This window comes from Bacillus sp. D386 (genome assembly GCF_006346415.1).
In genome coordinates this window covers 275,394-300,514 of record NZ_VEMV01000002.1, presented here as the reverse complement: position 1 = coordinate 300,514, position 25,121 = coordinate 275,394, and the positions used below count along the sequence as shown (strand labels likewise).

The window sequence follows — 25,121 nt, the reverse complement described above, 5'->3', positions numbered from 1 at the left end:
CTCACTAAATTATTGATTAGGCTGCTAGAAATGAAAAGAGGTGAGCTATCTTTGTTTAGTCATTATTATACCTATGGATTCATGTCGCCGGCTGTATTCATCAAGATAGCTGAAGAGGCCAAACTTATTGTACCGCTTGAAAGGTTAATTATCCGCCAAGTATTCCAGCAAATTAAGGTATGGAAAAGGGAAGGGATATATATTCAACTTATTTCAATAAATATATCTGTTATTCATTTTTCACAGGAGGACTTTGTTGAATTTTTTGCAGAAGCATTAAAAGAATATGGGTTAACCGGGAAAGAAATTGGTATTGAAGTGATCGAAACTATCATGATGCATGATAAACAGGAAAATAATCATTTATTACAACAGCTCCGTCAAATGGGGATACAAGTCAGTATTGACGATTTTGGAACCGGATATAGTTCATTTAGTTATTTAAATCAATTGGCTGTTGACACTTTAAAGATTGATAAAAGCTTTGTTGATGATTTCGAAAGTAATAGTAAAATCATTTCTGCTATTATTTCGATGTCACATTCTCTAAATTTGAAAGTAATCGCTGAAGGTGTGGAGACGGATAAGCAGATGGCATTTCTAAAAAGTATCCGCTGTGACGAAGTCCAAGGTTATTTATATTCAGAACCTGTGCCTGCACATGAACTAAAAACAAAGCTTAGGAGAATCGCTAATTAACTAGTAAATTAGGTCCTTGTTCTTATGCATAGAACAAGAGGCTTTTTAGTTGAGGGAAAGTATCTATCCAAAAATAAAAAACGCGAGCAAGGCTATTAGGATCTATTGCCTTCTCGCGTTTTATTCAATTTTAATCGAAGCATCCATCATCTGTGCAAAATTCATTTACATGTTGTTTGTTTGAAGCGGTCATTAATGCCATATCATATTCTTCTTCCCATACATCCTGAAGCACTTCTTTAAGTGTTTCAGTGCTTTGGGCTCCGGAGATGGCATATTTATTATTGAATACGAATAAAGGGACTCCCTTAACTCCTATTTGTTCGGCTATTTGTATATCCTCATTTACTTGTTGTTTATATTGCTCCGTGTTAAGTACATCTAGTACTTCATGTCCGGGAAGTCCTATTTCATTTGTAAGTTTCAGAAGGGTTGCGCGGTCTCCTATATGCAGTGATTCAGAAAAATAAGCTTTAAGTATTCGTTCAGTCATCTCCTCGCTTTTCCCATACTCCTTAGCATAGTGGGTAAGACGGTGAGCATCTGTTGTATTTGTAGGAATCATTGAATCAAAGCGAAATATAATCCCTTCTTCGCGGGCCTGTTCAGATATATGTTCATTCATTTTTCTGGCATGGTCAACTGTAGTGCCATATTTAGCAGCAATAAGCTCATGAATATTTGAATTTGATTTCTTTGGAGCATCAGGCTGCAGTTGATAGCTGTGAAAATGTACTTCTATCTGATCTTTGTATATGAATTCAGCTATGGCGGCTTCTAATCGCCGTTTCCCTATATAACAGAAAGGACAAGCATAATCGAACCATATATCAACTCTCATTTTTCAAGCCTCCCTGGTCTATCTGGTTGTATGTTCAAAGTATACATTTTCAAATAGGGCAAGACAATATACATGCTTGCAGGTGTGTGTCTTATCGGGTAACAGTTCGGAGTTTAATTGCTCTATGTAGTTTGCCTTAGATACATATTATACATGTTGATATATATATGAATGCTGCAACCAGAGTATCTGGACTAATTAAATTTTCCGCTTTTGAACAAAGGAATACTGCATTGGATTTACAAAGGAATCCTGATAAATACAGTTATTTTATTTGATTATAATGACTTTTACAACAATGGAATAATCCTTTTTAAAAAGCGAAAGAGATATGTCACTTTATACATGGTTATCAATAAAACAATGAAATTGAGTTAAATAATGTCATTTATTTAGATAGTTATATATAATTAATAGAAATACTCGAAATATTTGAAGTATTTATTGGTTAGAGAGTGGGAGGGATTTTTGAGTGGTCACAAAACAGGATACGAATCAGCCGTTGCGCAAGGAAGTAAAATTGCTAGGCAATATACTAGGAGAGGTTCTCATCTATCAGGGTGGACAAGAGCTTTTTAATACCGTTGAAAAGATTCGTACAATGTGTAAATCTCTTCGTTTACACGTGGAAGATGAGACGTATCATACATTAAAAAAGGAAATAGAAATGCTTAGCCCAGAGACAAGAATGCAAGTTATTAAGGCTTTTTCCGTTTATTTTCACTTAATAAATGCAGCTGAACAAAATCATCGTATTCGACGAAAGCGTGAATATCAACTGAACAATTCCGATGAGCAGCCTGGTTCAATTGAAAAAGCCATCCAATCTATGAAGGATAAAAATATTAGTGGTGAAATTATACAGCATGTTCTTGAACGAATATCACTGGAATTGATTATTACTGCCCATCCTACAGAGGCGGCTAAACGGTCTATATTAGAAATCCAAAAGAGATTATTACTTCTCCTTAAAACGCTTAATAATCCTATGTTAACCGAAAATGAATATAAGGAAATTAAAGAAGACCTCTATAATGAGATTACTACTTTATGGCATTCTGATGAATTAAGGGACAGGAAACCAACAGTCATTGATGAAGTCAGAAATGGATTGTATTATTTTGATAAGATTTTCTTTGATGTCATACCCGAAATACATCAGGAAGTAGAAGACAAATTGACTGAACATTACAGCGGTGAAATCTGGAATGTGCCAAATTTTCTTCGATTCGGTTCATGGATTGGAGGGGATCGGGATGGAAATCCGTATGTAACCCCAGCTGTTACATGGGAAACTCTAAATAGACACAGAGCATTAGTTCTCAAAAAATATGAAAAGGCTTTAATTGAATTAATGAAACGTTTATCTCACTCAACAGTCCAAATTAGAGTTGGTGATGAGATAATGAGATCGATAGAATTGGGAGAATCAAAATATATAAACGACGATAAAAAATGGCCTGTCAAAAATGAAGCGTACCGTCGTAAATTGGCTATTATGGTTGAACGTGTCCGCATGGTGGCTAATGATGAACGAGGGTATCAAACATCGGAAGAACTGCTTGAGGATCTACTGATGATTAAAGAAAGTATAGATACGCATCATCCAAAAGGGCATCAGTTAAAGCTTTTACATAAATTAATTAGACAGGTTCAGTTGTTTGGCTTCCACCTTGGAACATTGGATATTCGAAATCATAGTGATGAGCATGCAGGTGCCATTGATGAAATCCTAAGGAAAATTAAGATTACAGACAGTTATGCAAATTTGACTGAGCCAGAAAAAGAAAAGCTGCTGGAAAAATTGTTGATGGATCCAAGGCCGCTATTGCTAGACAATGAAGAATATACCAAGGAAACGCAGGAAATTATTACGGTATTTAAATTAATCAAAAAGGCCCATAAAGAATTTGGAAAAGCATCCATTAGGGTCTATATCGTCAGTATGACACGTTCGGCAAGTGATTTGCTGGAAGTTTTATTATTGGCCAAAGAAGCGGGATTATATAAGCTTCATGCAGATGGTACAGTTGAAAGTGATTTGAATGTAGCTCCATTACTAGAAACAATAGAAGATTTGTCAAACGGACCTGCTATTTTAAAAGCATTGTTTGACCTGCCAGTTTATCGTGAGCATCTAAGAAAGCTGAAAAACCAGCAGGAAATTATGCTGGGGTATTCGGATGGCAGTAAGGATGGGGGGACTCTGACCGCCAATTGGAAGCTTTATAAAGCACAGATAGAACTGCATGAATTGGCAAAGGAATATGATATTTCAACAAAATTCTTTCACGGCCGTGGTGGTTCTCTTGGCCGTGGTGGCGGGCCTTTGAGCAGAAGTCTTCTCTCTCAGCCGCTCGAAACACTGGGAGACGGGGTGAAAATAACAGAGCAAGGAGAGGTATTATCGTCTCGTTATTTAATAGAAGACATCGCATATCGTTCCTTAGAGCAAGCAACGTCAACGCTTCTGGAAACGGCTGCTAATGTTTCGAAATCTTCTGAACAAGGCCATTTAAGGGATGATAGCTGGGTACGCGCCATGGAAAGTATCTCTGATATCTCTTATGAAAAATATCAGTCACTTGTATTTAAGGATGAAGGTTTTTTAACTTACTTTAACCAAGCTACACCTCTAAAAGAAATTGGTGAACTGAATATTGGTTCCAGACCGATGGCTCGTAAAAACAGTGATAAGTTTGAAAATTTACGAGCTATTCCCTGGGTGTTTGCCTGGACACAAAGCAGACAGTTATTTCCTGCTTGGTATGCTTCCGGTACTGGTCTAGCAACATACGCATATAAAGAAAAAGGCAATATAGAGACATTGAAAGAGATGTATCAGGATTGGCCATTCTTTAGATCCACAATTGATAATTTGCAAATGGCATTAATGAAAGCAGATCTTAAAACAGCGAAAGAATATGCTGATTTGGTTGAAGATCCTTTAATTGGAGATCGGATATTTGAGGATATAGTGGAAGAGTACAACAAAACCAAATCAGTTCTGCTTGAGATAACTGGAGATGAAGAATTACTTGATCAAACACCGAATATTAAGGATTCAGTTCGTCTTCGAAATCCTTATGTGGACCCATTGAATTTCATTCAAGTTCACTTAATTAAAGAACTAAGAAGTTTAAAGGAAGTGGATACCCAATTAGTTGTTCAGGTATTACATACGATTAATGGTATAGCCGCAGGTCTTCGTAATACAGGATGATTGATTAAGGTAGGGAGGATGACAGTAGAGTCATCCTTCTTTTTATTTTCTTGAGATGCGTAAAAGCATTTATTTGAATTTATTGTGAAAAATTAAAAATTAAATTTTACAGGTAAATTTTCTCCGAATTTAAAGGTTTTCCTAAGGGAAACATGAAAATTATACGGTAAAAACTGCTTATTTATTATGATTTTGCTATAATACCAATTTCAAAATATATTATTATAATATAAAAACCTAAGGATGTAAATAAACGATAGATTTTAAGGTAAAGACGCTTATAAAAAATGATATAGGAAAGATTTGGAGAAGAATGTCGGTTGTCATATAATTATTTAAGGATAGGATAAAAATCCTATCTATTTCCAGGAAAGGAGATTAAGAGGATATCAGAAATTGGGCCTGCAGTCTGGGGGACCGGGCCCAATAGTCTGTTGCTGGGTACACCAACATAATAGTAGTATACCCATTATTGAATAGAAAGCAAATATAATTCAAAAAGGGTGGAGTATATGATAGTGGAAAACAGACCATATATTAGGATAGATACAAAGGTTTTATTACCCGTTTTTGTGGAAGGTTATTTGTATACTCAGTTATATTTTCAGGATACTTTTTATATGGTGGAGAAATCTCCGCTTGCTATTTTAAAAGACAGTATCATTGGCTATGGTGCTGATTATCAAGGGGCAAAAAACAGTTCAAAATCATATCTGGGAGGAAGTTATATTTTGCCTCTGCAGATTAGCGGCCAACATAGTATTTATATGTTTCCGACTCATTCTTGTCGTGATGTAGAATGTGCTTGGATAGCACTAGATCACTATCGAGGATGCGACCCGATTGATAGTAGTGAGTGTTACGTATACCTTTCCAATCAAACAACTATAAACATTAATTGTAAAGCATCCATACTAATGAAACGATATAATAACGCATTAAAGCTAAAAGATAAAATAGAAAAGTTCAGTCTCACTTAATGATCTTTCTTTGAAATCATGAAGGCTGTTTAATAGAAAGTTTCGTAATTTTGAAAAATGATATTCTAAAAGTTTAGATTAAAAGAATTCAGCACTAGACTGGATTCTTTTTTGTCAGGTTTTAAGTGCAAAGCGACAGACGTACTGCTACTTCTATCTATTTAAGATATAAATAGTAAATAATCAGAATAGTAGTTATTTTAGAAAACAAAATGAGAAAATAGACTCTTTTTTTTGAAAACTCAATTGATTCTTAATACTATTTGTGTTAAATTCTATGTAAATGGTCACAAATTACACTGATTTGTTGAATTAATTACTAAATTATGCATAAAAATTTATATATTAGTCTGATGAGGAGGAAAAGAAGTGGATAATATGCTACTAAATGAACTTGCTATAGAGGATAAAGGTAAAGTGGGAGATATCGTTGAATTTGAGCGACGTGGTCTTTCTATTTTAGGAAAAGTATCAATTGTTAGGGAGTTATCATGTATTGTTGAAATAGATGAAGAAGTAGCAGAGCATTTTTGTTATGAAACACCGAGAACGGTCGTGCGCCATAATAATTACAAAGTAGTTAGATCATCATCCATGTAACCTGTATCTGTCTATAAAACTAGCACTTAAACTGAATGAAATAGATTTAATAATCTGAAATATTCATATATAGATAAAAGCACTCGGTTTATGAACTGTACATAAAAGTTAGCTGCTTATCTAACTTTCTTAGTTCAGATTTTTATGCTGAGTGCCTTTATCTGTTCATTCTTCTTGTAACCAGGGACTTGGTCTATCAATCTGTATAAAAAGCTGGTTATTCCCACAACAAAAAAAAATTATTCCCCCAACAAATTATCATAATAATTTTTCTGAATATTTAAAATTATAGGTAGGAATTTAAAGGTCGTGTAAAGAACATATTGTAAGAAGCATAGTGGAATTAATCATCTGAAAAAAGATAGCTTTGTTTGTATCGACAGTTTTTTAAAATTTTATTTGAAAACGCTTACATGCAAAGGGGGTGTTTAATAGGCTTTGTTTATTCTTTTATTTACGTCCTGGAGTCTTTAGATAAAAAGGTAAAGTAGTACCGTAATCTTTCTTTGTTTCTAATATGCAAGAGAATGGTTAACTGCTACATTGAAAATCCTTTGGTAAATTTATGAATCCTCTGAGGTATCGTAGCGTTTTAAATAGGAATAACACTTCAAGATTAGCAGTGTTCAGTTTGATATAATTGGTAGTTTTAATTGGTAGGTCCTTATAGGAAGCTTCAAGCTGGAGACATGAGAATTTATTTTTTTTGTGAAAAATTCCGCGAATTGGAGGAGAAAAAGTGAAGCTATCACAATTGCTTGATTCGAATATCGAAAAATTCGATGAGTACTCTTTTTTATTCTATGGAAACAAGCAATTTACAAATGTAGAGACAAGGAGATATGCCAATCGATTGGCCAATGGATTTAGAAATAGAGGGATTCAGCCAGGAGACAGAATCCTTGTCATTATGCCAAATATGCCTGAAGTATTAATTGCGTATCAAGGGATAACAAGAGCCGGTGCTATCATTGTACCTGTTATGTTTTCACTCCATCCAAAAGAAATTGCCTATATTGCCGCAAATTGCGGAGCCAAACTAATTATCACCTCTAAAATCATACTCGATCATATCCAACAAGCGATTGATTTATTAAACATAAAACCAACCGTAATTATTACAGATGATGATACTTCCAGTACTGCGATTAATATATATGAATATATGGATTCCAATGAGAATTTGGACAAGCGATTTTCTATAGATATCGATTCAAAAGATACTGCTGTTATTCTCTATACCTCAGGTACTACAGGTAACCCAAAGGGAGTTATGCTGACTCATTCAAACCTCTATTCAAATGCGGTTAACTCTGCCAAACATGCTAATACAGAGAGAGGAACGACACTCGGAATTCTTCCGCTAGCTCATGTGTATGGGTTAACCATATCAAATACATGTTACATAGTGGGAAGTTCAATTGTTATCTTCTCCAGGTTTGACCCTGCAAAAACATTAGCAGCAATAGAAAAGCACAGAATTAAATCGTTTGCCAGTGTTCCTGCCATGATTCATGCCTTGGTCTCGTATCCTGATTATAATCAATACGATCTTCAAAGCTTGGAATCTATAAGTTCAGGTTCTGCGCCATTACCCACTGCCTTGCTGGCAGCATTTGAAGAAAGGTTTGGGGCAAAGGTTTATGAAGGTTATGGATTATCTGAGGCCTCACCTATTGTTACAGCTCATAAAAAGGGTCAGCCGGTTAGACCCGGATCTGTTGGATTTCCTATACCGGGGGTACAAATTAAAATTGTGGATGGATTGGCTTTGGAGCTACCAACCGGTGAGATTGGAGAAGTGGTGGTGAAGGGAGAAAATGTGACACCCGGTTATTTTCACAATGAAAGCGAAACAAACAACGTATTAATAGACGGTTGGTTGCATACGGGAGATTTAGGACGTATCGACGAAGATGGTTATTTATATATTGTCGACCGAAAAAAAGATTTAGTTATCCGTGGAGGGTTCAATATTTATCCACGTGATGTAGAGGAGATATTAAGTCAGCATCATGCGGTATCTGAAGTGGCTGTCATTGGAATACCAGATGCCAGTATGGGTGAAGAGTTGGTAGCATGCATTGTCAGGGAATCAAAAAAAGATATCCAGGAAGAGGAACTAATTGCATATTGCCAGGAACATCTTGCAAAAAATAAAACGCCAAGAAAAATATTATTTTTTGATGCACTACCGCGGAATGGTGTAGGGAAAATTCTGAAGACTCATCTCCGAACTGCCGCATCCGAGAGAATAATAGAGCGGGACTATAAATAATTTTAATGAAGGGAGTTTATAAATATGAGAGAAACCATTACAGCTACGTCAAGAGGCCTCTTGGTAGATTCATTTCCATATCGTTTGTATCAAAAAGCAAAAAGGGTGGGGACATGGAATCCAGCTGATATCGATTTTACAAAGGATGCTACGGATTGGAAGCAGGCAACACCGGGACAAAGGCATAGCATTCTTCGTCTTCTTTCACAATTTCAGGCAGGAGAAGAAGCTGTCACACTTGATTTATTACCGCTTATGATGGCAATTGCCAAGGAGGGACGGATTGAAGAGGAAATGTTCCTGACTACCTTCCTGTTTGAAGAAGCAAAGCATACTGAATTTTTTAGAGCCGTCTTGGACGCAATTGGAGAAAAGGGTGAGTTAAATCCTTTATTAACAGATACGTATAAGCAAGTATTTCAAGTCATTTTACCAAATGCAATGGATCGCCTGCTTACAGATCAATCACCTGAGGCGATTGCGGATGCCTCCACTGTATATAACATGTTTGTAGAAGGGGTACTTGCTGAAACGGGATATTTTTCATTTTATCAATCGCTGGAAAAATCAAATTTAATGCCAGGATTGCTTGAGGGAATTGGCAATTTGAAGAGGGATGAATCTCGCCATATCGGCTATGGTACTTACTTGCTTCAGCGTTTGATTTGTGAGCATCCTCATATATATGATGATGTTGTCATGAAACGGATGGCGGAGTTAACGCCGCTGGCTCTAACAATTGTGGAAGAGGGATTAACAGATGCGGATATAGAGGCATTTGGGACAAGCCCTGAAGAGGTTGTTAACTTTTCCATGAAGCAGCTTCAAATTAGAATGGATATTCTATCAAGGGCGAGAGGAAAGAAAATTGAAGAGATCTATAGAACTTCTGAAAGCGAAGTTGGCATGATTTAAGTAAGAACACTCGACTCTATAAATCTAGTAAATCTATTCAGGTGCTCTATAGAGCATCTGTAAATAAAACATACCGACTGGTTAGTATTTAAATGATAGGGGGATTAGTATGTATTTACGTTTAACTGATGAACAAAAAATGGTTCAAAAAACAATTCGTAGATTTGTGGAAAAGGAATTAATGCCATTAGAAAATGAAGTGTTACGAAATGAACGAGAAGGGAAACCAAGCCTCTCTCCGGGTAAGCTTAAGGAATTACAATTAAAAGCGAAGGAAGCTGGATTTTGGGGCATTAACACACCTGAAGAATATGGCGGCGCTGACTTAGGTCAGATGATGATGGCTATTGTAGCTATTGAGGTAGCCAAAACGTTTGTCCCTTTCACCTTTGGCGGTTCAGCGGACAATATTCTGTACTATGCAAATGATGAACAAAAGAAAAAATACTTGATCCCTACAATAAACGGTGACAAGAAATCCTGTTTCGCCATGACAGAACCAGGTGCAGGCTCGGATACGCAAAATATAAAAATGACAGCTGTAAAGAATGGCTCAGAATGGGTCCTTAATGGAGAGAAGACCTTTATTACGGGAGGAAATGATGCTGACTTTGTTATGGCCATGGCAATTACCGATAAACAACAGCACATCGAATCAAGAGGTCGTGAAGGAGTAACCTGTTTTATCGTAGACCGTGATATGGGATGGCGTTCTGAGTTTATCCAAACGATGGGGGAAGGAGGTCCAGCCGGATTAGTGTTTGATAATGTTCGAGTTCCTGAGGAAAATATCTTAGGTGAGTTGCATAAAGGATATAATTTAGGGCTTGAATGGATTGGCTTTGCAAGATGGATTGTAGGAGCGCGCGCTGTTGGTGCGGCTGAGCGATTATTGCAAATGGCAATTGATTATGCAAAGGAGCGTATCACATTCGGTAAACCAATTGCCGAGCGACAAGCCATTCAATGGCAGATAGCTGATTCTGCGGTTGAGATTGAAGCAGCGAGGTGGCTTACCTTAAATGCTGCATTTACTCTTGATCATGGGGAAGATAACCGGCATGTAGCGTCGATTGCAAAATTGTATGGGGCCAATATGGGAAATCGGGTGGTCGATCGGGTTTTACAAATTCATGGTGGTATGGGTTATACGAGAGAATTACCGATTGAGCGTTGGTACCGTGAAGCAAGACTTTGGAGAATTTATGATGGAACTGACGAAATCCAGCGAATGATCATCGCCCGTAATCTTATAAAAGGTCATGTTAAAATAGGAGAATTTAGCTGAATCAACTCCTAATAAAAGGAATTTTGTGGTTTTTGTAGAAATAATTAACGTTTATCTTATTTGAAAGGGATGTGAACGTAGCATGACTGGGAGATTTGAAAATAGAGTGGCCATTATTACCGGAGGAAGTAGAGGGATAGGTAAAGCAATTGCAGAAAATTTGGCCGTACAAGGTGCTAAGGTAGCGCTTTTTGATGTAAATGAAGAAGCACTGCAAGCGACTGCGGAACAATTTAAACAGAAAGAATTTGATTGTATGACTCGTGTTGCAGATGTTACTTCATCAGAGGAAGTGGAGAAAGCTGTAAAGGAAGTATATGAACACTATGGCGCTATTGATATTCTGGTTAATAATGCAGGAGTCATCCGAGATAACCTGATTTTTAAAATGACAGATACAGATTGGCAATTGGTAATGGATGTTCACTTGAAGGGCTCCTTTAATATGACTAGAGCAGCGCAAAAATATATGGTCCAGCAAAAGTATGGGCGCATTATTAATATCTCCTCCACCTCAGCGCTTGGGAACAGAGGGCAAGTGAATTATTCTGCAGCAAAGGCCGGTTTGCAGGGGTTTACTAAAACCTTGGCTATTGAACTGGGTGGGTTTGGTATTACGGCTAATTCAGTGGCACCTGGATTTATTGAAACAGATATGACAAAGGAGACAGCTGCTCGAGTCGGTATACCATTTGAACAGTTAATTGAAGCAAATGTTTCAATCATTCCTGTTGGACGCAGTGGTAAACCTGAAGATATTGCTAACGCTGTTTTATTTTTTGCTGATGAAAAGTCTTCGTTTGTAAACGGACAGGTTTTATATGTGGCAGGTGGACCTAAAAATTAATTGAGGTGAGATGAATGTTTGCTCAAGCAGTAGGCAAGAGATCAAATCGAGTGTTAAATAGAGTTGACAGAGAACGTGTTAAACAATTTGCCAAAGCAATTGGAGATGAGCATCCTATATATGTTGATCGGGAATATGGCAAGAAATCAAGATACGGTGAGAATATCGCTCCACCAACATATCCAAGAGTATTCAATTATGGAGAGTTAGAAGGTCTGGAGCTGCCATCTAAAGGACTAATCCATGGAGAGCAAATCTATCATTATGAGAGACCTTTATTAATAGATGAAGAAGTATATTGTTTTTCAAAAGTAAAAGATTATAAAGAGAGAACTGGAAGTAACGGAAAAATGGGCATTTTGCGGATTGAAAACAATGGTGAAGATAAAGAAGGAAACTCGATATTTACTTCTACCATTGTCATTATTATAAATGAAGTTGTGCAAAAGGAGTTGAAAGCATGACATGTTTGCTTGATATACAGACTGGTGATGAATTGGAAGAAGTAAAATTGGAACCTGTTTCTAAAGAAGCATTGGTTGAGTACGCTAATGCTTCTGGGGATCATAATCCTATCCATAAGGATGAGGAGCAAGCAAAAAGATTAGGACTTCCGGGTATTATAGCACATGGAATGTGGACAATGGGGAATCTGTCAAAACTGTTTACCCCTTATTATGAGGATGGATTTATAAAAGATTTTACAATTCGTTTTCGTGACATGGTCTTTTTGAACGATTCAATAAGATTAAAAGCAAAGCTTGAAACAAAATTAGAAAATGAGTTACATTTTATCGTTTCTGCTATTAATCAAAAAGAGCAGGAGGTACTGAAAGGTACCGTAGTGTATTATTTATACGAAACTAGTTAAATACAGGCAGCTTTTAAGCTGCCTGTATCCGGTAAATGATTAACGATAGAAGAGGCCTAATGAGATATCTAACAGACGCTGTTTTTCATCCTCTGTTAAGGTTCTGCCATATAGCACAATCTCATTCTCATGCATGAATTTATGCAAGTCATAGGATCCTTGTAACTGTGTTAATTCAGGTATTTTTCGTTCATTAGAGTTACCCAGTAAATAATCGACAGATACATCAAAATAATGGGCAAGTTCCAATATTCCGTCAATACTTGGTTCGCGTGTTTCCCGTTCGTAAGATCCCATGGTTGATTGTGCGACCCCTATAATAGCTCCTAGTTCTTCCTGTGACAAACGCTTCTCTTTACGCAACTCTTTTAACCTGCTTCCAAAAGAGGATTTCATGGTTGCTCCCACCTTTTACGAAACGTATTGTATATATATATTATAGGACAAAAGTTACAAATGAGCGAGTAATAAGGTGTAAAATGTCTCTTTATAGTACATTTTATATGTCTTTTTATCGTGCATAATTAGAAATCACCCAAATTGTGCCTATGATCTCTTTTATCCTTCTTGTTGTCTAAACAATGCCGTAATCCATATTTAAGTATTGCCAATCAGTATGGCTCAACCATTAATTTCGTAAACTTTTCCTGTTGTAACGTTAACTCCATACCATCCCCAGGTTGCGGTATGCTGGCTTTCTCCCTCATCAACTACTACTTCATATACATGTATAGATAAATCCTCAGTGCCTGATATCTTCCCTTGGACTTCGAAATGAACGTTTGATTCATTGGTATAATTAATATGATCCTTTACGAGATTAATAGCCTGATCCTGAGCGGATTCGAGATCAGAAGTGCCCTGTTGTTTTTCGTTTTCTTCATCAGACGAGAGTTTGGTTGTTTCATCTTCAACCGTATTCGTTGTATCAGCAGTGTTTATTTTATCTTCTGTGGAGTTTATATTTGAATCAACATCATCGGTAATAGGTGATTCCTCTTCGGCGGATTTTTCGATTTCTTTGTGTAAATTTATGATTTCCCTTTCCAACTGTTTATTGTTTTCTTTAGCAAGATTAATTTCTTTATTTAATTGTTCCAGCTCAGCGGAAGCTTTAGAATGCTGATAGTAATATTGAATGATTAATCCGAGGCTAAACAAACCTGCTAAAACAAATAATAGTACTATTTTTCTTGTGTTTAATTTTCTCATATGAATCTCCCTCTTGTTATTTTAATATAATTTTATAAATAAATAGGCTAGATGTGTAGTCTAAAATGCGAATATTCCGTTTTATCTTGAGTTGCTAAAGTGTGTTGATAAAATTGATTTAATAAATGCATAAGTGGTTGATATGATTACGAAGAATAGTTTTATAAGAATAGGGAATAGGTACATAAGAAATGATTGATAGGGAGTGACATTATGAGATTAAAGGATAAGAAGATTCTAAGTTTTGTACATCATGAATTTGAGGACCTCGAATTGTGGTATCCAATTCATCGACTGCGTGAAGAAGGAGCAATAGTTCATTTGGCGGGTGAACAGGCAAAAGTCAAGTATATTGGCAAGTATGGCGTACCCGCAGAAAGTGAGTATAGCTTTGCAGAAGTAAATCCAAATGATTATGACGCAGTTTTAGTTCCTGGAGGCTGGGCTCCTGATAAACTTCGCAGATTTCCAGAAGTATTAGAGTTTATCCAAAAAATGGATGAACAGCAAAAACCAATCGGACAAATTTGCCATGCAGGCTGGGTATTGATATCAGCTGATATTTTAAAGGGAGTAAAGGTGACAAGTACACCTGGAATACGAGATGATATGGTCAATGCAGGAGCTTCCTGGTATGATGAAGCGGTTATCGTAGACGGACATATTGTTTCAAGTCGACGCCCGCCTGATTTACCGGATTACATGCGTGAATTTATCAAAGTACTAGAGAACTAATAAAGAAGCCAGTGTTTAAATGTAAACACTGGCTTCTTTATATTGTCTGTGGATCCTAAGACTTAAGATGGAATAGCTACTCTTAATTGTCGAATCACATTATTAATATATTTTCTGTTTTTGTAAATGAAAAGTTTTAATTGATCACCTGAAAGCTGTAATTCATCTATGTCGCTATAAAACTCTCCCTTACCATGCGCTGTCCATTTTCCTTCTTTATCATAAAACATTAAGGTCCAGTGGCCACCTCTAATATGGTCTTCAAAGATAAAGTAATACTTCTTACCAACTTCATCATAAGAAGAGATAGATTTAAAATCAGCCAGGAATTGATCGATATCTTTTTTATACACAATGACCTTCATACAAGTTCCCTCCTAATTTATTATTCTACTCTTAACATGAGTTTTTTATAAGAAACATGTGTGTATGGTGTCCTATAAGATTTAATTATATAATTTTATCTGAATTTTCACCATAGCTAGATTTTCGATATTGTTAACTAAAATTTAATATGGAGAAAGTTTCTTTTAAATGACCAAAACTGTAATATTTTTTATTTATAATTATTATAAATAAAAAGGGTTCCTGGAGAGCGAATGGGATGGAATATATACACTTATAAAAATTTTTTTAGTGATAAAAAATATTGATATTTTAAAGGTTTATAAGTGTTTTTAAAGGGGGAGAGTGTGGGCGCTATTCTTGTTGTAGGTATGTTGATTGTACCGGCCGCAACTGGCTATCTTTTAACAGAGCGCCTGAGTGTCATGATTATGATCAGTTTAATAGTTGGGGCTCTAAGCTCCGTTTTCGGTTATTACACAGCCGTTGTTTTAGATGTCTCTATTGCCGGTTGTATGGTTGCAGTGTCTGGCTTGATTTTTGGACGTGTTTTTGTTCTCATCTACCCATGGAATCGTGTTTAAAAATTTCCAACATAGAAAATTAAGAAATTCTTTTATTTAAAATGTTCAAAGGTAAATGAAGCGATTGTCTAATAAGCTGAACAGAAGCAGTTTATTGAGCAATCCTTGTTTTGTTTATGTTCTTTATTCATCTGGCGGTTTAAAGTATGGTAACATGCTAAGGGAAGATTTTAGGTAAAAAGGATAAAAGGAGTTTTTATGAAAGTTTTTAAGTTCATCAGTTCTTCATTTGTAATTGTAATAGCTTATTTTTGTCGTTAAAGAGAGCATTTGGCTTTATCCGTACTTGCATATGTCGATAGGATTCATGTTTATGGTGACGTGTATTGAACAAATACGTTTAAAACATAAGGGATTAGCTATAGTAAACAGTGTGCTATCGTTTTTCTTTTTCAGTTTAGCTCTTATTAGGCTATTCTACGCTGAATTGTAGAATATTTTATGACCATGCTTCATTTTTCTGGCGTGAATGACGAAATAATGTATAAGAGATGATGGTCATTTAGCTGTCAATGAAGAAGCAGGTGTAAAGAATGAAATGTCGCTATTGTCAGAATGAAATAAATACCCGAAGTAAGTACTGTTTGCATTGTGGTAAATTGAAGAATGGACCAAAAAGAAAGAGATCAAAAGTTGTCTTGGTTTCTTTTAGTATCATCGCTATTCTTTCAGCAAGCATCTATTTATTAGCTGCAAATCAAACGGATAATCATAAGCAGGTCGAATATGGAAGCATAAAAGAAATAAAATTGGTACATAAAGAGAATGGAAAAACGAATCAAGCAGAGGAAATTAAAACAACGCCTAAACCGGCAACTGAAATAAAAGTAGATACCAAAAAAGAGGTTTCTGAGATTATAACTGAATCACTTGCAAAAGTTTTTACTATTTTCACTGAGGATAATCAAGGTACTGGATTTATCATTAATGATCATGGAGATATCCTTACAAATGCTCATGTAGTAGAGGGCTCTGTTGATATAACAGCAATCGATTATACAAGTCAATCCTATGCAGGAAAAGTCATTGGATATTCGAATATCCATGATGTCGCAATTATCAGGATACCTGAATTGGCGAATCAGCAATCCTTGGGGCTAGCTACCCAGGAATATGCTTCGATAGGTGAGGAAGTAATAGCATTGGGGAGTCCGCTCGGAAAAACTAATACAGCAACTTTGGGAACAATTGCAGCCATTAACCGAAGTTTTTATATTGGGGAGCGTATATATGAAAATATTTACCAAATGACTGCTCGGATATCTCCTGGAAGCAGTGGCGGTCCATTAGTATCTGTAAAATCAGGCAAAGTAATTGGAATCAATTCAGCGAGATTGATTGAGGATGAATCAATTGGGTTTAGCATTCCCCTGAAGGATGTTTATTCGTTTATCAGTGGTTGGGTTTCAAATCCGTTATCGGAGAGTGATATAACAGGCTTTTTTATACGGAGACCGGTGATTATCATTTTGAGGAAGAAGATGAAGAGATTGACGGAGGATATTTTGAAGGTGGAGAAACAACTGATGAGCCAGGGGTTTATTACGAAATTCCTGAAGACTGGTATGAGGTAGATGGGGAATATAATAATCAATCTGAGGCTGAAAAAGAGGATGTTATTGAAGGAAATCTTTTAGACAATAAACAAGAGGAACAATTAATAGTAGAACCCAGTGACGAAAAAACCAGTAAGTATTTCTGTAAAAGAACAAAAGGAGAACGAAGAATAATCAACTTCTGTAAGGTTATCCATTATGGAATTTTCGCTGAAGTAATTTTGGGGTCTAATTATGCTAGACAGAGGGAAAAAATGTACATATTTGCCGAAGGATAGGAATCGTCTGATCTAAATTGAAAACCTTATAGGTCAATAGTGTTAGAGTGATTTGGATAATCACTCTAATTTTTTGTTAAGTATCATTTAAAAATATGAGGCTACTATAATTTTAATATCGTCGATAAACACATAGGTATGAATAAGAACAAAATAGATAAGTAAAGGCAGAATAAAACACCAGCTGGTTCGCCCTTTTTTTATTAGTAAGCGTTTCATCTCCTTTTCATCGAGATGTGGATGTCTACGTCTTATCTGTTCAACATGTTTTTTTGTACCGGCTAAATATAAAAGATTACCGCTTCTGCCTATATAAAGGTGCATTAATGCGGCAAAAACTAACCAATAAAACAGGTGGTTACGGAATAGGAGAGATACTAAAATATCAATCAGGATGAAAATACCGACAATCAGATATCTTTTTCGATACGCAAGCCAGAACATCCCGAAGACTAAACCGAAAAAATTCCATCTTTTAATTCTATGATTCTCATTTAAAAATGAATGATAGTGATCGCCGATATATACTTTTATATCTTGTTTTTCCTGCTGAGAATCTTTTAATTTAACCATAAAAATACCTCATTTTTATTTACACGATTGAATGATGGTTTGATCAATGACTGAAACTAAATTTAAGCTATTAAATTTAGTTTCAGTCATTGCACTCAGGACATTTCTTTATGGCAGGATATAATCTGGTTGCCCTTTTAAAGGCTTCGTCATAGGAAAAATGGCTTACTTCAATAAGGCGAACTAACTCACGATCTAGATTTTCATATTGCTCATGTTGTTCATCAACTATATTCCCATCAAAGCATTCTTTGCAAATTTCCATCTTATTACTCTCCTTTATTATTTATCTATATAGAATTTTAACTAATTTTTGTTGAATAGGCAAAGAATTGGAAACCTCACTACACAATTAAGAATTCGAAAGTTTAGTATTAGACTATTGGCAAGATGTAACGGATTGAAATGTTTATTTGTTGAAAATAACGGTATGTAACTAATAAAGATATTAATAAGGAGGAGACTTGATGAAGGTAGGTTTAATCGGTCTTGGCAAGATGGGGATGAATTTGGCTAAAAATTTAATAGACCACCAAATTATTGTGCATGCTTATGATGTAAATTCAGCTTCGGTTGAGAGCCTTCAAAAATATGGAGCCATTGGCAGTCCTAATATGAAAGACATAGTGGATAAACTGGAGCAACCCAGAGTCATATGGCTGATGGTACCACATACTGTGGTTGATAATGTTATAGAAGAGCTTTTTCCACTGTTAAGTCCTGGAGATATTTTAATAGATGGGGGAAATTCAAATTATAAGGAATCGATGAGACGAAGCAGGGTATTAAAAGAAGCTGGAATCTATTTTATGGATGTCGGTACTTCCGGGGGAATGGAAGGAGCAAGAAATGGGGCATGTTATATGATTGGTGGCAATCAAAACGCATGGAAAGTAATTGAACCATTATTTGCAGCCACTTCCGTACCAAATGGGTACTTATATGCAGGTGATTCGGGGAGCGGACATTATTTAAAAATGGTTCATAACGGAATTGAGTATGGGATGATGGCAGCTATTGGTGAGGGATTTGAAATCCTCGAAAAAAGTGAGTTTAATTTTGATTATGAACAAGTAGCAAGAGTCTGGAATAATGGATCGGTTGTGCGCTCCTGGTTAATGGAATTAACGGAGCAAGCTTTTGCTAAAGATGCCCGTTTGGAAGAAATTAAGGGAGTTATGCATTCGTCTGGTGAAGGAAAATGGGCACTAGAAACTGCTTTAGACCTTCAAGCCTCGACACCAGTAATGGCATTGGCCCTATTAATGCGTTTTCGCTCACAGGAAAATGACACATTTAACGGTAAGGTTGTAGCTGCTTTAAGAAATGAGTTTGGCGGCCATAAAGTCGAAAAAATGAATAAATACAAGTAGTACATGATTAATAGATTAATGAACAAGCATAACTGTTAATGGAGGTATGCTCTTTGTATAGGGGATTTGTTACTAATTTGATCAACTCTTTGCGACCAAAGAACGAGTGAATCAAATACCTTTAACAAAGATATAAAGTTTATCACGGAAAAATATTTATGGAAGTGTGAAAAAGCCAGCTTCATTAGGAAACGGACAACGGATTATTCAACTAAGTCCCCGACTGCGGAATGGGAGATTATTATCAATTAAAGGCTTTCCATCCTTTATCGCCCATGACAGTCAATTCGGAAGCTGGAAAGCTATCATGAAAATATAGGACTCCTGTCTCATTATCACGAATAATTTTAGATAATCCCCTGTATAAACATCCTCAAAATGTTTATTTTCCACTATGACATACTCTTTTTTGGTTTGTTGAAGTAGCTAACTTCATATATAATGGCACCACAAAATAGTAATTTTATTCTTCTTATAAATCAAAATCTATTAGAAAACAGCATTTTATAGAAGCGACCCACAAAGTTAATTAGTAAATCATAATACTTAAAGAAATGATAAATAATGATTTGGAGATGTAGAATAAGTATATTCGAGTAGCTATTTAAATTCCTATATAGGAATTACTTTACAGGAAGTGGTTCATTGAATGGACATAGATGATTTATTGAAGTAACCGATGATTCTCAATTCATAATTCATAAGAAATAAATATGTGATTTTTCAAGATTTAATAAGCCAATAAAAATACGAGAAACAGCTTTTAATAAACAAAATTAGATTAAAAAAGATTGGCTTATTGTTTTGTCAGTAGCATCACAAAGTTCTATCTTTATCATTATAAATGGAAGATGAGCGGAACCTGACTTTAAAGAGGTCATGCTATTTAAATCCCCGATACCCTTAAGAAGTCATGAGGATGAATAGATCATAAATAAATTTAATTGATTGTAATTGTTCTTGATATATTTATAGTGTTGTACGTAGGTTTAGACAGGGTGAGTAAGAATGTATTTCAGTTGTTTTTAAGGAGAAATAGTAGATTGAAAAAGAAAAATATATATAAAACACCTTCGAGAACTGGATGTAAACTCGAAGGTGTCGTTTAAAGCGAAATGTGTTAGTTTAAAATTTGAATGTTAACTTGTTTACGTCCCCAATTAAGAGCAGCATCTTGTGTAGGGATGAAAACATCTATTTTGTTCCCTTTAATAGCACCACCGGTATCAGCAGCAGTAGCATATCCATAACCTTCAACATAAACTTTTGAACCTAATGGAATTACACTAGGGTCAACTGCGATTACTTTAGCATTTGGATTCGCATTTAAATCGACTCCGGTAGCAGTGACGCCAGAACAACCGTTACAACTAGCTGTATAAGCTGTGGCTGAAACAGAGAGAGTTTTTCCTGCTTTTTGCCCAGTAGACTTTGCAGTAGTAGTTGTTGTCTCTGTTTTTGTTTCAGTTTTAGTAGTTGTTGATGTAGTTGTTGTTTTTTGTTGAACAGCTTCAGTATTATTTTTTGCCGGTTGGCCTACACCAGACAAATTAAGGACTTGACCTGGTTGAATAATTTCTGAATTTAAGCTATTCCAACTTTTTAGCTGATTAATAGAGATTTTATTTTTAACAGCTATCTTCCAAAGACTATCACCTTTTTTAACGGTATAAGTTTTTGGTTGGTCTTCCTTTACGATCAATTTAGTATTCTCAATAATGATATCGGAATCTAAATTATTGAGTTCTTTAATATGATCAACAGAAGTGTCGTATTTATTTGAGATACCCCATAGTGTATCACCTTTTTTGATTGTGATTTCTTGGGCAGATGCTTGGGGTCCGCCCATAGCAACGGCGATGGAAGCTACCGCTACGAATGATAACAAAGTTTTCTTCATGTAGTTTGAACCTCCTAAAATTGTTTGTTTTGAGCTAACAGTGACAATCTTATCAGGTTTACGAGAAAGAAGTAATAACGAGGAGATGATAAATTCATTACTGATATAACGGGAATATGTCAAATACATATCTAATAATTTGAATATTCAGAAAACTATAGGTAAAAAAACTTAATAAAACCATGGTATTAATATATTTTTCTAGTAAATTTAGATAGAGGAGTTTTTGTCATAATTGTCACAAAAATATCCATTATTTTGAATTAATGGTAAAAAAAGAGATTAAAAAAACTGAGAAAAAATATTAAACTTATGAAAAACAATGCTTAAAATTGGAAGAAAAGGGTAATGAATGGGTGTGATTGCTATAAAGTAAAAAATGAAAATATCAAAAATTATAGTTCGTAGTTATAAGAATAGATGTAAATTTAGTTTTTAAGAGAATGGATGTTGATAACTAATTAGTAATTAAAAGAAACTTTAGTAAATTCATTTTCCTGTATGTAAGGAAGCATATTAGCTGGTCGATTTTCATTCTTTTGTTGTAATAAAATAATCTATTCCTATTATACCCTAAAATATGACATAGTTCTAAGGTTTTTTTAAATAAATTAGGTTAACGGACTTAATTCGTCAAAAAGATAATTAATCAGTTCTTGAAAGAATCAATATAATAGAAGAAACACGATAACAATTTGTTAGAAATCTGCTAATGAAACGCTAAATTACCGTATGTCGAGCTTATAAAGATGAGGAGATTGTTTTTAGTCAGATATCGGAACGAAAGAGAGTAACTGATGCCATATCTGGATAGTATGTAATAAAGAATTGACTGGATACATAAGAACTTAAATAATGCCTTATATGCTTGGAGGATTGAAAAGTTTTATTACTTGAGTTCCAGCCCTTTTAGAAAGATGAGGTGAATTATTTGATTCCTGATAGAAATATGAAAAATGAAACATTTAGCTGGTTAAAGTCCATTCTGATCATTGTTGCTGTCATTATGTTAATCAGGACTTTCCTATTTACTCCGTATAAAGTGGAAGGAGTATCGATGGAACCTACTCTCCGCAATCAAGAGAGAATACTGGTCAGTAAATCATTAGTAGAAAAGAAATATAATAGAGGAGATATTGTCATCATTAAGGGTGATAACAGTGAAATGTTCATTAAGAGAATAATTGGTGTAGCAGGGGATAAGATTGAAGTAAAAAATAATATCCTTTATATTAATGATGTTCAGAAAAAGGAAAGATATCTGGATAAAAATCGACAAGAAACCCATGAAGAAGGCGAAAAATCAAATGGAGATTTCGAAGCGATTCTTATTCCTGAAAATGAATATTTTGTTATGGGTGATAATCGTCTTGTAAGTATGGATAGTCGCAATGGATTAGGGTTAATTAAACAGGATCAGGTTATAGGACAAGGTAAATATGTCTTTTATCCATTTACCGATTTAAGAAAACTGGACTGAGGAGTCTTCTTAAATCAATGAAAAATAATTCTATTTCAAGTACATATTAATAGTTTATAAAAAGTGAATTTCTTAATAATAGTAAAGTATGTGGTGTATTGTCATTTTTTGTTATAAAATAAAGTTAATATATGGAGGCGGAGGTAGTCTGCGTGGTGTATATATTAACTTTATTCATTGTTATGATTGCTTTTTTATTGTTTATTAAATATAAACGGGATGAGAGAAATACAATTATACTCAGGATGAATGAAACGTATCCAAATGCGAATGAATATGTAGTTGCCATTAAATATGAGTTGGAGAAACAAGGGAAATATGTTGCCTACTCTGGCAATGGACATTTTATCGTTGATGGAATGAATTACAAGATAAAGGAACGGAAAAAAATCATAACAGACGGTATATCGATGCAGCTTACTATACTTAAGTGTCTAAAGTCCTCCTGATAAAGAAGAAAACATCCAACCAAGATTGGATGTTTTTTTGATTGAATTGAATTTCTTATCTTTAGAGGTTTCGTACTATGGAATGGTAATTTAGTTGATTTTTAGCTTCATTTAAATAGTTATTCTAATTGGTTACAAAGTAGGAAGGGAATTGTCAATCACAGCCCGAAATAAATGGATATACCACAATTTAGGAGGGTTGAATATGTTAAAAAGACATGAAGTACTCTTTAAGCAATTGGCTGATTATCGGCATGAATTGTTAGTGGCGGTGGATTCGATGAATGAGGATGAGGTGAATATTGTACCTGAGGGATTTCGAAATAATATACGATGGAACCTGGGACATGTATACCTGGATCAATATTTGTGGATTCAACATTTGACAAAGGAACCAATCATCCTGCCTAATCATTTTAATGAATGGTTTGGTTATGGTACGAGCCCGGAAGATTGGAGGGGAGAGGTTCCTAAACTTGATTATTTAAAAAGACTGCTTGCTGTACAGCCTTTTATGATTCGAGATTTATATGGAGAAAGACTGGAAGAAGAATATTCTGTAACGGAATCTGGAATGTTTACAGTGGAACAAGTCCTCGTTAGAACTATTTTTCATGAAGGAATACATTTGGGGAATATTCTTGCATTGAAAAAGCTTGTTACATCTCAAGAGGTATTAAGTTAAAATAATTTAATCCTTATAGGAAGACAAGTAAAAAAAGCTGAATGAATCCCTATTTTATATGCATGATAGAATAAAAAAACATTCAACTCCATTTATTTGTTTTCCTCTTTAATTAGTAGCCATATATCCCTTGTGCTAAATCAATTAAATTATATAACTCTAAATAATAATTATTTGTAATGATTTTCTTGGAAAAATATGAAGAAGTGCACTTAAAGTGCATATGGAATCCATAAAGTGATCAGAAACTGTAATATATAATATATCTAAAAGCCTCGCAATTCCCAATGGATATGTTTTTTTAAGAAACGGAAATGTTTTAATGGTACTGTTAAATGGCTGACCTCCTTAAATATCATTACTTCGAATATCCAAATACCATAATGAAGATTTTTGTAATTTTTTATAAACTCCATCAGTCCATCCTGTACTTTGTTCCTTTTCGAAATCTCCATGATTCAAAATCCAACGAGCTATTTTTAGTAGTTCCTCATCTTTAAGCTCTTTCTGAATAGCTGTTAATTTGTCCAACCAAGGCTTTTTTGGTGAACTGCCAACAGCATTATCTAACCAAATTATACAATCTCTTTTAATTTCGAATGTCCTGTAACTATTAGTTTTGAGATCATTAAAAATGAAGCTTATAATTTGATAGCACCCCTGATTATTATTTACTTTGTAATGAACAAGGTAATGTATGATATCCGTATTATCTGGTTTTATAAATCCTATAATTTTCTTGAAATCCTTGATAGTATGATGGAATCCTCTTATCTCATTTAGGTCCAGTAGGTATTTAAGAGCTTTATTGCGCATAAAAAAATCAGCAGAATGAAAGAATTTACTTAGTTTTTCTATTTTCCAAATATAATCAAACCTATTAAAGAAAATGCTTCATCTATATACTCTTTAATCCTCCATGTAGTACGATCTATAACGGATGAAAAAACATTGCCCCACATAGAGTCGTAAATCTTAAGAAGCCGACCTAAAATATATTTTAAAGAACTACTATCTAAAGAATCTGATGCTCCCTGCAGAGTATTATAAATCGAAAAAAAACCCTCCGTTTGTTTGCTCCCTATTTCTTTCTTTGTATTGATTTCGATCAATGATTCCACCCAATTATCTATCAATTTTGCTTCTTCTTTTTGTAGTTTAAGACTGGCGGCAAAAGTAGCAGCTTGAAGAATTTCTGTTTCTCTGTATCTTTCTAACTCGTTCAAAAACATAGATTCACCTTCTATTCGTGGATTATTAAATTGAAGTACAGAGCTTTGTGGCTAAAAAAAGGGTGTGCGTGTGCGGTTCTTTTTTATTTATTTTCCAACCCCCCTAAGAGAATTGCTGCTATTGCAACCATACTGAAATGATAGATTTTCCTATAAAAAGTAAAACCTTTTTATATA

26 protein-coding genes and 1 pseudogene are annotated in these 25,121 nt (G+C 34.9%); 18 read left to right on the top strand and 9 right to left on the bottom strand.

Going from position 1 to position 25,121, the window contains the following annotated elements:
* Positions 1-30: 30 nt before the first annotated feature.
* Positions 31-699 carry an EAL domain-containing protein gene (locus tag FHY45_RS06460; RefSeq protein WP_077247933.1) on the top strand — a complete coding sequence of 223 codons (669 nt, stop codon included), beginning with the start codon at positions 31-33 and terminating at the stop codon, positions 697-699.
* 130 nt (positions 700-829) lie between these two features.
* Here the strand turns inward: FHY45_RS06460 and FHY45_RS06455 are convergent, their stop codons facing one another.
* Positions 830-1,540: a DsbA family oxidoreductase gene (locus FHY45_RS06455; protein WP_066100201.1), complete on the bottom strand. Its 711-nt coding sequence runs from the start codon at positions 1,538-1,540 to the stop codon at positions 830-832.
* 472 nt (positions 1,541-2,012) lie between these two features.
* Between FHY45_RS06455 and ppc the strand changes: the two genes are divergently transcribed.
* From ppc to FHY45_RS06410, 9 genes are all read left to right on the top strand, one after another.
* A complete protein-coding gene (gene ppc, locus FHY45_RS06450) occupies positions 2,013-4,763 on the top strand; it encodes a phosphoenolpyruvate carboxylase (RefSeq protein ID WP_139891202.1) in 2,751 nt (916 codons plus the stop codon).
* A gap of 518 nt (positions 4,764-5,281) precedes the next feature.
* Positions 5,282-5,743, top strand: coding sequence for a competence protein ComK (locus FHY45_RS06445; protein ID WP_175354212.1), 462 nt, complete (start codon positions 5,282-5,284; stop codon positions 5,741-5,743).
* 378 nt (positions 5,744-6,121) lie between these two features.
* A complete protein-coding gene (locus tag FHY45_RS06440; protein ID WP_066102241.1) occupies positions 6,122-6,343 on the top strand; it encodes a DUF2187 family protein in 222 nt (73 codons plus the stop codon).
* Between the two features lie 739 nt (positions 6,344-7,082).
* Positions 7,083-8,621, top strand: coding sequence for a class I adenylate-forming enzyme family protein (locus FHY45_RS06435; RefSeq protein WP_066100192.1), 1,539 nt, complete (start codon positions 7,083-7,085; stop codon positions 8,619-8,621).
* A 24-nt stretch (positions 8,622-8,645) separates the two neighbouring features.
* Positions 8,646-9,536: a R2-like ligand-binding oxidase gene (locus tag FHY45_RS06430; protein ID WP_139891201.1), complete on the top strand. Its 891-nt coding sequence runs from the start codon at positions 8,646-8,648 to the stop codon at positions 9,534-9,536.
* A gap of 109 nt (positions 9,537-9,645) precedes the next feature.
* On the top strand, positions 9,646-10,824 hold the full coding sequence (locus FHY45_RS06425; RefSeq protein WP_066100188.1) for an acyl-CoA dehydrogenase family protein: 1,179 nt from the start codon (positions 9,646-9,648) through the stop codon (positions 10,822-10,824).
* An 82-nt stretch (positions 10,825-10,906) separates the two neighbouring features.
* A complete protein-coding gene (locus FHY45_RS06420) occupies positions 10,907-11,671 on the top strand; it encodes a beta-ketoacyl-ACP reductase (protein WP_066100185.1) in 765 nt (254 codons plus the stop codon).
* Between the two features lie 14 nt (positions 11,672-11,685).
* Positions 11,686-12,135 carry a MaoC family dehydratase N-terminal domain-containing protein gene (locus tag FHY45_RS06415; RefSeq protein WP_139891200.1) on the top strand — a complete coding sequence of 150 codons (450 nt, stop codon included), beginning with the start codon at positions 11,686-11,688 and terminating at the stop codon, positions 12,133-12,135.
* Positions 12,132-12,542 (top strand): MaoC/PaaZ C-terminal domain-containing protein, encoded by a 411-nt coding sequence (locus FHY45_RS06410; protein ID WP_066100179.1) that lies wholly within the window; start codon positions 12,132-12,134, stop codon positions 12,540-12,542. Before FHY45_RS06415 ends, FHY45_RS06410 begins: the two co-directional genes overlap by 4 nt.
* A gap of 39 nt (positions 12,543-12,581) precedes the next feature.
* On the opposite strand, the gene FHY45_RS06405 is transcribed toward FHY45_RS06410, so the two are convergent.
* Complete coding sequence (locus FHY45_RS06405) at positions 12,582-12,938, bottom strand: helix-turn-helix domain-containing protein (RefSeq protein ID WP_066100178.1); 357 nt, start codon at positions 12,936-12,938, stop codon at positions 12,582-12,584.
* Between the two features lie 225 nt (positions 12,939-13,163).
* Entirely contained in the window at positions 13,164-13,754 is a 591-nt protein-coding gene (locus tag FHY45_RS06400) for a hypothetical protein (RefSeq protein WP_139891199.1), read from the bottom strand.
* Between the two features lie 213 nt (positions 13,755-13,967).
* On the opposite strand from FHY45_RS06400, the gene FHY45_RS06395 reads away from it, so the two are divergent.
* Positions 13,968-14,489: a type 1 glutamine amidotransferase domain-containing protein gene (locus FHY45_RS06395; RefSeq protein ID WP_139891198.1), complete on the top strand. Its 522-nt coding sequence runs from the start codon at positions 13,968-13,970 to the stop codon at positions 14,487-14,489.
* A gap of 62 nt (positions 14,490-14,551) precedes the next feature.
* Here the strand turns inward: FHY45_RS06395 and FHY45_RS06390 are convergent, their stop codons facing one another.
* Positions 14,552-14,854, bottom strand: coding sequence for a hypothetical protein (locus FHY45_RS06390; RefSeq protein WP_066100171.1), 303 nt, complete (start codon positions 14,852-14,854; stop codon positions 14,552-14,554).
* 327 nt (positions 14,855-15,181) lie between these two features.
* Between FHY45_RS06390 and FHY45_RS06385 the strand changes: the two genes are divergently transcribed.
* The 3 genes from FHY45_RS06385 (at position 15,182) to FHY45_RS06380 (ending at position 16,992) form a co-directional block, all read left to right on the top strand.
* Entirely contained in the window at positions 15,182-15,418 is a 237-nt protein-coding gene (locus tag FHY45_RS06385) for a metal ABC transporter permease (RefSeq protein WP_257468938.1), read from the top strand.
* A 292-nt stretch (positions 15,419-15,710) separates the two neighbouring features.
* Entirely contained in the window at positions 15,711-15,851 is a 141-nt protein-coding gene (locus FHY45_RS21210) for a DUF3953 domain-containing protein (protein ID WP_373925462.1), read from the top strand.
* A 100-nt stretch (positions 15,852-15,951) separates the two neighbouring features.
* Positions 15,952-16,992 carry a S1C family serine protease gene (locus FHY45_RS06380; protein WP_139891197.1) on the top strand — a complete coding sequence of 347 codons (1,041 nt, stop codon included), beginning with the start codon at positions 15,952-15,954 and terminating at the stop codon, positions 16,990-16,992.
* Between the two features lie 347 nt (positions 16,993-17,339).
* Here FHY45_RS06380 and FHY45_RS06375 read toward each other — a convergent pair whose 3' ends face one another.
* Together FHY45_RS06375 and FHY45_RS06370 are read right to left on the bottom strand one after the other, a co-directional pair.
* Positions 17,340-17,825, bottom strand: a complete 486-nt coding sequence (locus tag FHY45_RS06375; protein WP_139891196.1) for a DUF2628 domain-containing protein — start codon at positions 17,823-17,825, stop codon at positions 17,340-17,342.
* An 82-nt stretch (positions 17,826-17,907) separates the two neighbouring features.
* Complete coding sequence (locus FHY45_RS06370) at positions 17,908-18,090, bottom strand: hypothetical protein (protein WP_139891195.1); 183 nt, start codon at positions 18,088-18,090, stop codon at positions 17,908-17,910.
* Between the two features lie 202 nt (positions 18,091-18,292).
* Here FHY45_RS06370 and gnd point away from each other — a divergent pair, with 202 nt between their 5' ends.
* Positions 18,293-19,198 (top strand): phosphogluconate dehydrogenase (NAD(+)-dependent, decarboxylating), encoded by a 906-nt coding sequence (gnd, locus tag FHY45_RS06365; RefSeq protein WP_139891194.1) that lies wholly within the window; start codon positions 18,293-18,295, stop codon positions 19,196-19,198.
* A 1,120-nt stretch (positions 19,199-20,318) separates the two neighbouring features.
* Here gnd and FHY45_RS21205 read toward each other — a convergent pair.
* A pseudogene (locus tag FHY45_RS21205) lies at positions 20,319-20,609 on the bottom strand (3D domain-containing protein); the annotation flags it as partial.
* A gap of 1,438 nt (positions 20,610-22,047) precedes the next feature.
* Here FHY45_RS21205 and lepB point away from each other — a divergent pair.
* The 3 genes from lepB to FHY45_RS06345 all read left to right on the top strand — a co-directional run bounded on the left by lepB (position 22,048) and on the right by FHY45_RS06345 (position 23,712).
* Complete coding sequence (gene lepB / locus FHY45_RS06355) at positions 22,048-22,578, top strand: signal peptidase I (RefSeq protein WP_066102238.1); 531 nt, start codon at positions 22,048-22,050, stop codon at positions 22,576-22,578.
* A gap of 152 nt (positions 22,579-22,730) precedes the next feature.
* Positions 22,731-23,027 carry a hypothetical protein gene (locus FHY45_RS06350; RefSeq protein ID WP_066100150.1) on the top strand — a complete coding sequence of 99 codons (297 nt, stop codon included), beginning with the start codon at positions 22,731-22,733 and terminating at the stop codon, positions 23,025-23,027.
* 205 nt (positions 23,028-23,232) lie between these two features.
* Entirely contained in the window at positions 23,233-23,712 is a 480-nt protein-coding gene (locus FHY45_RS06345) for a DinB family protein (RefSeq protein ID WP_066100145.1), read from the top strand.
* A 348-nt stretch (positions 23,713-24,060) separates the two neighbouring features.
* Here the strand turns inward: FHY45_RS06345 and FHY45_RS06340 are convergent, their stop codons facing one another.
* Both FHY45_RS06340 and FHY45_RS06335 read right to left on the bottom strand, forming a co-directional pair.
* On the bottom strand, positions 24,061-24,528 hold the full coding sequence (locus FHY45_RS06340; RefSeq protein WP_139891193.1) for a hypothetical protein: 468 nt from the start codon (positions 24,526-24,528) through the stop codon (positions 24,061-24,063).
* Positions 24,529-24,566: 38 nt separating this feature from the next.
* Positions 24,567-24,938: a hypothetical protein gene (locus FHY45_RS06335; protein ID WP_139891192.1), complete on the bottom strand. Its 372-nt coding sequence runs from the start codon at positions 24,936-24,938 to the stop codon at positions 24,567-24,569.
* Between the last annotated feature and the right edge of the window lie 183 nt (positions 24,939-25,121).